The 9,503-nt window shown below is 43.8% G+C and carries 6 protein-coding genes; 5 read left to right on the top strand and 1 reads right to left on the bottom strand.

The genetic code is table 11. The features are described from left to right. The first annotated feature begins 8 nt into the window (after positions 1-8). The 5 genes from EO130_RS15345 (at position 9) to EO130_RS15325 (ending at position 7,963) form a co-directional block, all read left to right on the top strand. Positions 9-5,945, top strand: a complete 5,937-nt coding sequence (locus EO130_RS15345) for a PKD-like domain-containing protein (protein WP_417935526.1) — start codon at positions 9-11, stop codon at positions 5,943-5,945. Position 5,946: 1 nt separating this feature from the next. Then, positions 5,947-6,951, top strand: a complete 1,005-nt coding sequence (locus tag EO130_RS15340) for a type IX secretion system membrane protein PorP/SprF (RefSeq protein ID WP_127142497.1) — start codon at positions 5,947-5,949, stop codon at positions 6,949-6,951. 205 nt (positions 6,952-7,156) lie between these two features. Further along, positions 7,157-7,333: a helix-turn-helix domain-containing protein gene (locus EO130_RS15335; protein ID WP_127142495.1), complete on the top strand. Its 177-nt coding sequence runs from the start codon at positions 7,157-7,159 to the stop codon at positions 7,331-7,333. Positions 7,334-7,435: 102 nt separating this feature from the next. Beyond that, entirely contained in the window at positions 7,436-7,669 is a 234-nt protein-coding gene (locus EO130_RS15330) for a hypothetical protein (RefSeq protein WP_127142493.1), read from the top strand. Positions 7,670-7,672: 3 nt separating this feature from the next. After that, entirely contained in the window at positions 7,673-7,963 is a 291-nt protein-coding gene (locus EO130_RS15325; protein ID WP_127142491.1) for a type II toxin-antitoxin system RelE/ParE family toxin, read from the top strand. Between the two features lie 430 nt (positions 7,964-8,393). On the opposite strand, the gene EO130_RS15515 is transcribed toward EO130_RS15325, so the two are convergent. Further along, a partial coding sequence (locus tag EO130_RS15515) for a hypothetical protein (protein WP_164732890.1) occupies positions 8,394-9,503 on the bottom strand: 1,110 nt, incomplete at its 5' end.

The raw sequence follows: 9,503 nt of genomic DNA, 5'->3' as shown, positions 1-9,503 counted from the left end.
CGGTGACGGTGACGGTCTATCCCGAGCCCGTTGTGGAGGACCAGGCATTTAGCTTGTGTAGTGAGGAGTCATTTGTATTTAATCCAACGCATAACCCTCCCACAACCATTGTACCCTTAGGAACAACGTATAGCTGGACTTTTGTGGATAATCCCAATATTACGGGGGCAACAAACGGATCTGGGGAAAGTCAATTTCAACAAAACAATTTGATCAACACGACCAATGTTGATCAGACCATAACGTATACTATTAGTGCTACTTCGGGTGTATGTTCCAGTACCTTTGAAATGGAATTGACAGTACAACCAAGGCCTTTTGTTCCTTATGATTCCGGATTGACCGATACACGGTGCAGTGGTGAGCCCTTCATTATTGAACCGGTTAATGGGGTACCTGATTCCAATACGATAGTTCCTGCGAATACAACCTATACCTGGCAGGTAATTCCCAATCCAAACATCAGTGGTTGGAGCGATAACAATACACCAACGAATTCGATATCCCAAGAACTACAAAACTTGACGAAAATTAATCAAAGTATCGAGTATATCATTACCCCATACAATGGTTCATGTGCAGGAGATCCTTTTAGTGCCATTGTCTGGATAGAGCCTAAACCCTATATTCCTGATCATATAGCCACTGTATGTGATGGGGAGTCCTTTTTGTTTACCCCGGTCAATGGTGTTTTCCCAGATACCTCTACCATAGTTCCTGATTTGACCTTATACTCCTGGACGGTCAACGATCTCAGTGGTGGAGCTATTTCAGGGTACAGCTCTGGCTCTGATCAACCATTTTTGGATACAGGAATACTCTTTAATGACAGTAGTACAGTTCAAACTTTGATATATACGGTTACCCCTACATACTATGTTACTTCCAACCCAGCGAGTTCCCAATGTGAAGGGGATTCTTTTACCCTGACCGTTTCGGTGAATCCTGGAGTGGTGGATAATGCGGTCGTTTCCAACATCAACTGCAGTTACAGTGAACTTTGCGGAGGAAGTATTGAGCTAAATCCTTCAGGGGTAGGCCCGTATAGTTTTGCATGGAGTTATTCGGGAACAGAGCCAGATCCAATAGTGGACGCAACACTTCAGAATCAATATGATCTCTGTCCAGGGGACTACACTGTTGAAATTACAGATGATCTTGGTTGTACCTATACATTTGATTATATAATTGAACCTCCTGAACCCGTCACCTTTGATTTGGTATCCTTAGTGAATGTTTCGAGTAACAATATCTCACCTAATTGTGATGGGTATATTGAACTGGAGCTACAAGGAGGAACATTACCTTACTCCCTGTTGGAATGGTATACCGAATCTGTGCCGGATTCAGGGAATTTTGACACTATTGTAGGTACGGGTTCCAGTATCATCAACAATGCCTGTGAGGGCAATTATATCTTCAAAGTACTGGATGCCGATGGCTGTGAGTTTATTTCCCCCATTTATCAAATAGAAAAGCTTATCAATCCAATTACTATTGATTCACAGATAACGAACTATAATGGTTATGAAGTCAGTTGCACCGATGGGAACGATGGAGGAATAGAGGTTTTGGTTGTTGGTGGATCTGGAAGTTTTGCCTATTCTTTAAATCCGGGAGGTATTTTGGATGCGGACCCTGTAACTCCTTTTCTTTTGGAATTTGAAAATTTAATGCCAGGCACTTACACGCTGACCATATCGGATAATAACGGTCCATATGATGTCACTGTGGATTATGTTTTGGAGGCACCAACGCCAATCACCTCTTCACATACCCAGATATCCGGACAGGCCCTGTGTTATGGGGACCAGGTAACCTATAATATTACGGCATCAGGTGGCGTTCCTCCTTATCAAGGTACCGGCAACCATACCCTGTCAGCAGGGACACACGAAATTCAAATAATGGATGCGAATGGATGCTCGACTTCCGAATTTATAACGGTGATAGCGCCTGAGGAACTGATAGCCAGTGCAACAATTACGGAACCCATACCATGTCGTGGTGATTCAGGAACCGTCAGTATTGCGGCGATAGGGGGCACACCGCCTTACACCGGTGTGGGAGATGTGGGCGTAACCTCTGGTGAGCATTTCTTTACAGTTACGGATGCCAATGGTTGTAGCTATTCAGGTAGTATTATTGTGGATGAACCTGAGGAGATCACATTTACGGTCGATACCATAGTAAACCCTACTTGTACACCTGAAATCCTAAATGACGGATCCATCTGTATAACCATTTCTGGGGGCACAAACCCTTTCCCCATAGGTTCGGGTTGGACGGATATGGGCAACGGTTCATGGTGTTTGAACAATTTGGAATCCGGTATCTATTCCATAGACGTTACCGATCAGAACAATTGTGAAAGTATCGATGGGCCTACGGAAATTATGCTGATAGGACCGCCATTGATTGATGAGCCTGCCATACAGTCCGATGGGGTAATCGATGTAAGTTGTAACGCTGCAATGGATGGCAGTATCACCTTGAGCGAAGTGGATATCATTTTCCCTCCAGATGGTCCTGACCCATCGACCGCTGAATATCGATGGATAAACCTGGATGACCCTGACTACTTTGGTAATACCAGGTCCATTTCCAACTTGGGACCAGGTCGCTATCAATTGGAGCTAGTTTATAACTTTTGCTCTGTATTCTCCGATTATATTATTGTAACCGAGCCCGAACCTTTCGCTATGGATTTGCAGGCTTCCTGTAATGGTACTTTGGAGACAGGTGTTGCCGGAGGTAGTGGAAGCTATGAATATACTTTGGTACATCCTAATGGGAGGGTTGAGCAATTGATTGCTTCCGCAGGACACGTATTCCCTAATTTGATACCCGGAGGGTCTTATGGTCTTACGGTCGATGATATGGGTGATCGCTCCTGTCCTCCCATTTCAGGTGAGATTACTATCCCGCTGGGTCTGCAATTAAATCAGGAGACCATTAGAACTCAAGCTGTCTCTTGTTATGGCGGAAGCGATGGTGCTATTTTCATGGATGTTGGTGACCTGACCATACAAGGCGGAGTGGCTCCGTTCCAGATAGAATGGGTGTCTCCTTCCGGTGGAACTTTTATCTCCGATAATCCGATGAATCTGGAGGCGGGGACCTATATCTTAAATGTTACCGATCAATATGGATGTTCAGCCACCACCTCGGTGACGGTAGGGTCCGCACAATATCTGGAGATTACGCAAAGTCAAGTCATCAACCAAGAACTATTGTGCTCTGGGGATGAGGATGGCTATATTGGTATCCTGATCTCGGCAGATCCCGATCGATCGTATCAGATCGATTGGTACAAAAACAATACATCCTATGCAACGAATGTAAGGGAATTGTACGACCTCGGGGCAGGAACTTACCGTGTGGAATTGCGTTACCTGGATGACTTTGAAGACATCTGTTCCATAAGTCAGGAATTCATTATTACTGAACCCGACCCGATTGATGCTCAAATCGTCAATGTACAGAATGTGGGCTGTGATAGTTCGCTAGGGGGAACGGTAACGGTTGCTGTTTTTGGGGGTACCTTGCCCTACAAGGCACGTGTCGATGGCGGCGCGTATCAAACCTTCAACACAAATGAGTTTACATTGACCGGGATTGCAGCTGGTAGTCGGCAGGTTACCGTGACGGATGCCAATAATTGTACGCCCTTTACCTTGGATGTAGAGATGCTTGAAAATGAACCTATATTGGTCATGTATTCCCCGGTAACCGGACAAGTTCCCATAAATTGTGAGGTGCCCGGAAGTCTATCGGTGGAAGTGTCCGGTGGGCGAGCGCCCTATTTCTATGAATGGACGGGACCATCCTATTCAAAATCCGGTATCGATTTATCGACTATTGAGGGATTGGTCAACCCTGGCACCTACACGTTGACGGTTACCGATAGTGATTCTTGTGAAAGTGAAGAGGTCACTATGGTTTTGGAAGAGGGTAATCAAGGATTTGCTTTTGAGGCAATTGTTCAAAATACTTCCTGTGTTACCCCAAGCGATCCAGCGGTAATCGAGTTGTTCCTGGGCACTGAGGTGGTTGTCCCTTATTTTGTGACCTGGGAAGTTTGGGGCTTGTTGGATCCATCCAATAGCGACTGTTCTTCGGATTGTTATGGTTGGGTACGTCTTCCTGAAGAAGACGGTGCCTTGGTTTATGATGATGCCCTGCCTGGAAATTATAGGATTACCATCACTGATGGCAGTACGGGAGGGTGTAACATACAACAGCGATTTGTGGCAGTTCCCGATGGCACGATTCAGATTGTGGATACCGAACTTACATCGCCGACCTGTAATGTGGCGGATGGGCAACTTTATTTTGGGGTCGAACATATCAACCCAATACAGCTGTATTTGGATGGTAACGCCATAGATACTTCAAATCCATTGTTGTCGTATGATACGGTAAATGACCGCTACAGCCTCAATGGGCTGTCCCCAGGGACCTATTCATTGGAAGCGAGGGATATGACGTCCCCTTCCGGTAGTTGTAGCGCTGTTTATTCGTTTACGGTAATCGACCATAATCCGATTACTTATACGGGGGAAACAAGCTTCACCATTGATGTTTGTGAAAATTCTCCAACATTCAGTTTGCCGCCAACAACGATTTCTGGGGGCACTCCCTTCTATGGCGCCGGAGGCCAGACGTCCTATGATCTAAGATGGATTGGCCCGGATAATTTTGATTTGGGCGGAGTCTCCACGATACCTGTTCAAGAAGGCGAGTATCAACTGTACATTACCGATGCTGCGGGTTGCACATCCGAACCTTTTGTGTTCTCCTTTACCAATGTGTATGAACCGATCAGGGTAAGCTCTAATGTGATACATCCGGGTTGTGGCAATTCCACAACCGGTTCGATCAATATTGAGATTGAAGGAGGAAAGCCCATATACGAGATCATTTGGGAACGTGAAGTAACCGGTGATGACGGTGATGTGTCATACGAAGAAATGGCGCGTGGTTACCGTGCCATTAACAACTTGGAGGCAGGTCGTTACCGATTGACCGTTTTGAGCGATCTTTTGGATTGTACCAATGACAACCCTGTAAAACGCTATCAAGAAACCTTTGTTTTGGGAGGGGAGGAGAACCTGATGATTGTGGAGGGTCCGACCTTTGATGCCGTGCTTTGTGATGGTCAACCAGGCTGGGCCAGTATTCAGATTTTGGATAGTACAGGAGCTGAAGAAGGGGATATGACCTTTTATTACAATGGCAATCTCATTGTCTCCGGTTACAAAGGCAATGGGCTTTATGAGTTGTTCATCGATCAACCTTTGGATATTGCTACCTTGTCCATGGCGAATTCCCTGGGATGTGAGATTACAGAGGAGGTGGCCTTGGGTGTTCCCGATGCAGTCTTGGGCTTCGATTCAGCTAATTTTGGGAATTCCGGTACCCTGCTCGAGCAGGAAGAGATTACGTTCACCAACCAGACCGTGGGGGATTTTGCCTGGGCCGTATGGAACTTTGGCGATGGTACGGAAGTCATGGTGGACCCTGCTACAGATCCTGCAGAGGTTATCCACAGCTATGAATTTTCAGGGACCTATGAGGTAAGCCTGGAAGTGTTCAACGCTGCGGGTTGTTCACGACGTTATTCGGAATCTTTGGCCGTTGGACTGGGGTATCAGATTTTGTTCCCCAATGCCTTTACGCCCAATGGTGATGGTATCAACGAGTATTTCGAAGGGGAGTTCACGGGAATCGAAAGCTTTGAACTTAGGATATATAATGTCTGGGGTGGATTGGTCACTGCCATGGCCTATGACTATCAAACTAAACCAAAATACTGGGGCTGGGATGGTAACTACGTTGATGGTTCACCTTATGTACAAAAATATTTTAGGTACGTGTTTACGGCCAAAACCTTACAAGGTGAGGAAGTGACACGGGCCGGGGAAGCTGTAATATTGAGATAAAATGAAACAAAGAATTTATTTTTTGACATTATGTTTATGGACACTTGTAGTTTCATCGCTCTGGGGCCAAGAAAAGTTTTTGAACAGTCTGCACCGGTATCCGGCCTCTATGAATCCGAGTTTTCATGCCTTTCAGGAGTCTACCAAAATCGGGGTGGCCTCTGAATTTATAAGCGAAGGGAAGTCCGGGGACTTTTCGCAGCATACGTACGCTTTTGGTACTACTTTTTTTGAGTCCTATAATTTCCAGTTGGCAGTGGATTTCTACAATAACAAATTAAATACCGCAGGGTATAACTATTCCAATGTATTGGCCACGTATGCCTATAAACTTCGATTGGATTACAACTGGGTGCTCTACCCGGCCATCAGTGCAGGGTATGGGAGCTATCGGTTCGATTTCAACAACTTGGTCTTTCAGGACCAATTGGATATCCTTTCGGGCCGTATACGGCCGGTCACCCAAGATCCCATTATCGCTTCGGATAATTATGGTTTTTTTGATGTTGGCTTTTCCGCCATGCTCCGCAATGATGAGAATTTTGTAGTGGGCCTCTCCGTGAAGCATTTGAACCAGCCTGCCCTGAAATCCAAGGAAACCGGAACTTCCGTGAACTTGGATATGTTGATGAACCTACAGTTGGGCTATGAGCTGGATATCAATCGATACGGGCAGAACCGATTGCCCGACTATTCATTCCTGTACCTGTTCACCTCCATTTCCAGACAGGGCAAGGAAATGCGCAACAGTTTCTTCCAGGAAGTGACCCTGAGCAATGTGTTTGTGGGCATTAGCGAGCACATTAACATGCTGGAGGGTGCCAATTTTACGGATTTTGGACTTCATGCGGGCATGTACATCAACGGGATTGAGTTTGGGGTGAATTATAGGGTCCCTTTTGGTGCTGCGGCCCAGTTCTATGTGCCCAATTCCCTGGAACTGAACTTGGCCTTTGATTTAATGGCTCCTAGACGGAGGCGTTCCAATTTTAGTAGGTTTTATTGATTGATCACTAAAGATGTAGTGATACGGTCAAGGATTTTTGTTGCTATTACGTACCATTATGTTTATCCCCTATGCTGTTTAAATTGAATAAAGTTGTGAGGGACTATCAGGGGCTGATAGTGCACATCTTTTGGACGGTGCAATACAAATAGAAGAAGACAACAAGGTAAAAGAATAAATAGCAGACCAGGCGAAATTTCAGAAAATGTTGGAAGTGCTTTTAATGCTCGATTGCAGGTATGGAAGAACTATCCCAGAACTTGCGGAGCGCTTTGGTATTTCCCAACGGACGGTATATCGCTATTTTGATACCTTCAAACAAATGGGCTTTGTCATTGAAAACAGAAGCCTTACCTACAAAATGCTTTTACAAAAAAAATGACAATTGATTAAGAGTCAAGCCGCTGTTTTTCTGGTTATACATTTGAAAAGACAGTCCCTATGGAACAGAATTTGTACCTTTATCTCAAGAAAAAAAGCTATCATGGCAACAATCGATTTAAGGAAAACGGTCAAGGAATACGTTGACAGAGCGGACATAAGACTTTTGAAAATGATAAAGGCATTGGCCGAAAGCTACCAAAAGGACGAGCAGGAACTTACCTTGGACGAAGAGCAATACCAAATGATCGGTATGCGAAGGGAGGCTCATTTAAAGGGCGAGAGCAAATCCCATACTTGGGAACAGGTTAAAAAGAATGCAAGAAATGCTAGTTAGTAGATGATCTATATTTTGGATATTAAGGATGAGGCCAACCTGGAAATCATCGAGGCCTATCTTTATTATCAAGAAAAACGAACAGGGCTGGGCGAGGAATTCTTGGAACATTTGGACGGTTATTTTGAGAGGATTGTAGCGAACCCGAAACACTTCCCTCAAAAGCGAAAACCTTATCGAGAAGCATTCATAAAACGTTTTCCGTTTCTAATTGTTTATGAAATCATAAAAAATAAGATAATCGTTTATTCCGTGTTCAACACTTGGCAAAATCCAGAGAAGAAGAAAAAATAATCCTCCAAAACAAACCAATATTTTTTTGACCTATATTGCTGTAATCTAGCGGCTTAGTTCACTCTTTCCAACACAATTTTATTTATCCTTTTAATCTTCGTCAGTTTTAACGTCGGTAGTTGTTATAATTAAAATTCTTTCTGGATGGGACGGATAATGGGAAGAATATATTTTTGGATCTTTTTTTGATGCTAAAAATGTAAGCATAAGAAAATTTTTCAGCCTCAATTCTTATGGTGTTTAAAAATAAAGATGCTTTTTTTGATGAAATTTATGGTGGATACACATTCTTCAGACTGGTCATCATAAATCTATCTATATTGGTCAATTATAATATGGATAAGAGGTAAATTTTATAGACCAGGGCAATTCTCCCCCACTGACGGTTGGACGTGAGTTTTAGTTAGCGCAATGGTTTTTTACATTGGGGTTATTCCGTTATCAAAAAACGTTTTAAGTATGCATCGTCCAACAGGCTAAATTTTGAAAGCTCAGTGAGATTTCGGTAGTTGTTCAAGTGTCTGGTCTTTTCTTTTTGCGTTTCCGCCAAATGGTATCCTATGATGGCATAAAAAATAAGATAGTAGTCACAGTAGGACCCGTATTTGATCCTTTCCAGATTCAAATCCTTGAAAATGATTTGTGCCCTTTTGATTTCCCCGGAACAATAACTGACCATAATATCCATGAGGTTGAACAGAAAAATATCCAGATAACTGTGCAAATGGTGCTTGTCAAAAATGGGTTCGTAAAAGGTTTGCAGTATAAATGCCAAGCGTTCCAAGTCCCTGGCCAACATCAAGTGGTGTATGAATTCGTGTAGATATTGTCGAAGATCGGTCTTGTTATCCATTCGGTCCAGAAAACATTGCCAATGGAAGTTTTCATCGTTAGGGTTTCCTTCGATTTTAGCGTAAAGCAATCGATAACCGTAATACCTGCCGACCAGAACATCCGGCAGATGGTCCAGTTCCTTTTCCTCTCGGTGTACGGGAGGTGCCGTCCCTGTGTTCAGATATTGTTTCAGTCCATGGATCAGATCAAGGAAAAGCTGTTCCTCAAAATCGATATCTAATGATTGGGCGGTCTTTATTATTTTTCCATACCGGTGGTTGAGGTTGATGATATCGACATAGATATAAATGCAATAGTACCTAAACTCTTTACAGGAAACCAAGTTTTTGCGAATCCCTTCAAAAAAGGTCTCGGGGACTTGGTTAATGAACTGGAAGACCAAATAGGCCATTTTGGCCGTATATTCGGTCACGTCCACATTCGCTTTTAAGAAGGGGATATTAAGAGGCTCAAAAAGGTCCTTTGCATTGTCCCAGTTTTCGAGGTACACCGCATGTTCAAAAAGACTTGAAACATAATAGACCGAATTATATTGTTTGTATTGTTGGACCAAAAACGCAAAATCTCCCGGTTCCAACCGGGACTTATGTTTGAGGCGCTGCATCTCGGCATCGTTGAACCATTGGTGGTTTTTGTTTTTTGATCTGACATAATCGGAAAACGAGAGATATCCCAAAAAACGGGC

The sequence above is a fragment of the Flagellimonas marinaquae genome (genome assembly GCF_003992675.1).
In the GTDB taxonomy this organism is placed as follows: Bacteria; Bacteroidota; Bacteroidia; order Flavobacteriales; family Flavobacteriaceae; genus Flagellimonas; species Flagellimonas marinaquae.
Note: the sequence above shows the minus strand (reverse complement) of the source record. Positions and strands in the feature narration are given on the sequence as shown.

Bases quoted from the DNA above. Each gene is read 5' to 3' on its own strand.
- EO130_RS15325 (WP_127142491.1), top strand. From the start codon at position 7,673: ATGATCTATATTTTGGATATTAAGGATGAGGCCAACCTGGAAATCATC.
- EO130_RS15330 (WP_127142493.1), top strand. From the start codon at position 7,436: ATGGCAACAATCGATTTAAGGAAAACGGTCAAGGAATACGTTGACAGA.
- EO130_RS15340 (WP_127142497.1), top strand. From the start codon at position 5,947: ATGAAACAAAGAATTTATTTTTTGACATTATGTTTATGGACACTTGTA.
- EO130_RS15335 (WP_127142495.1), top strand. From the start codon at position 7,157: ATGTTGGAAGTGCTTTTAATGCTCGATTGCAGGTATGGAAGAACTATC.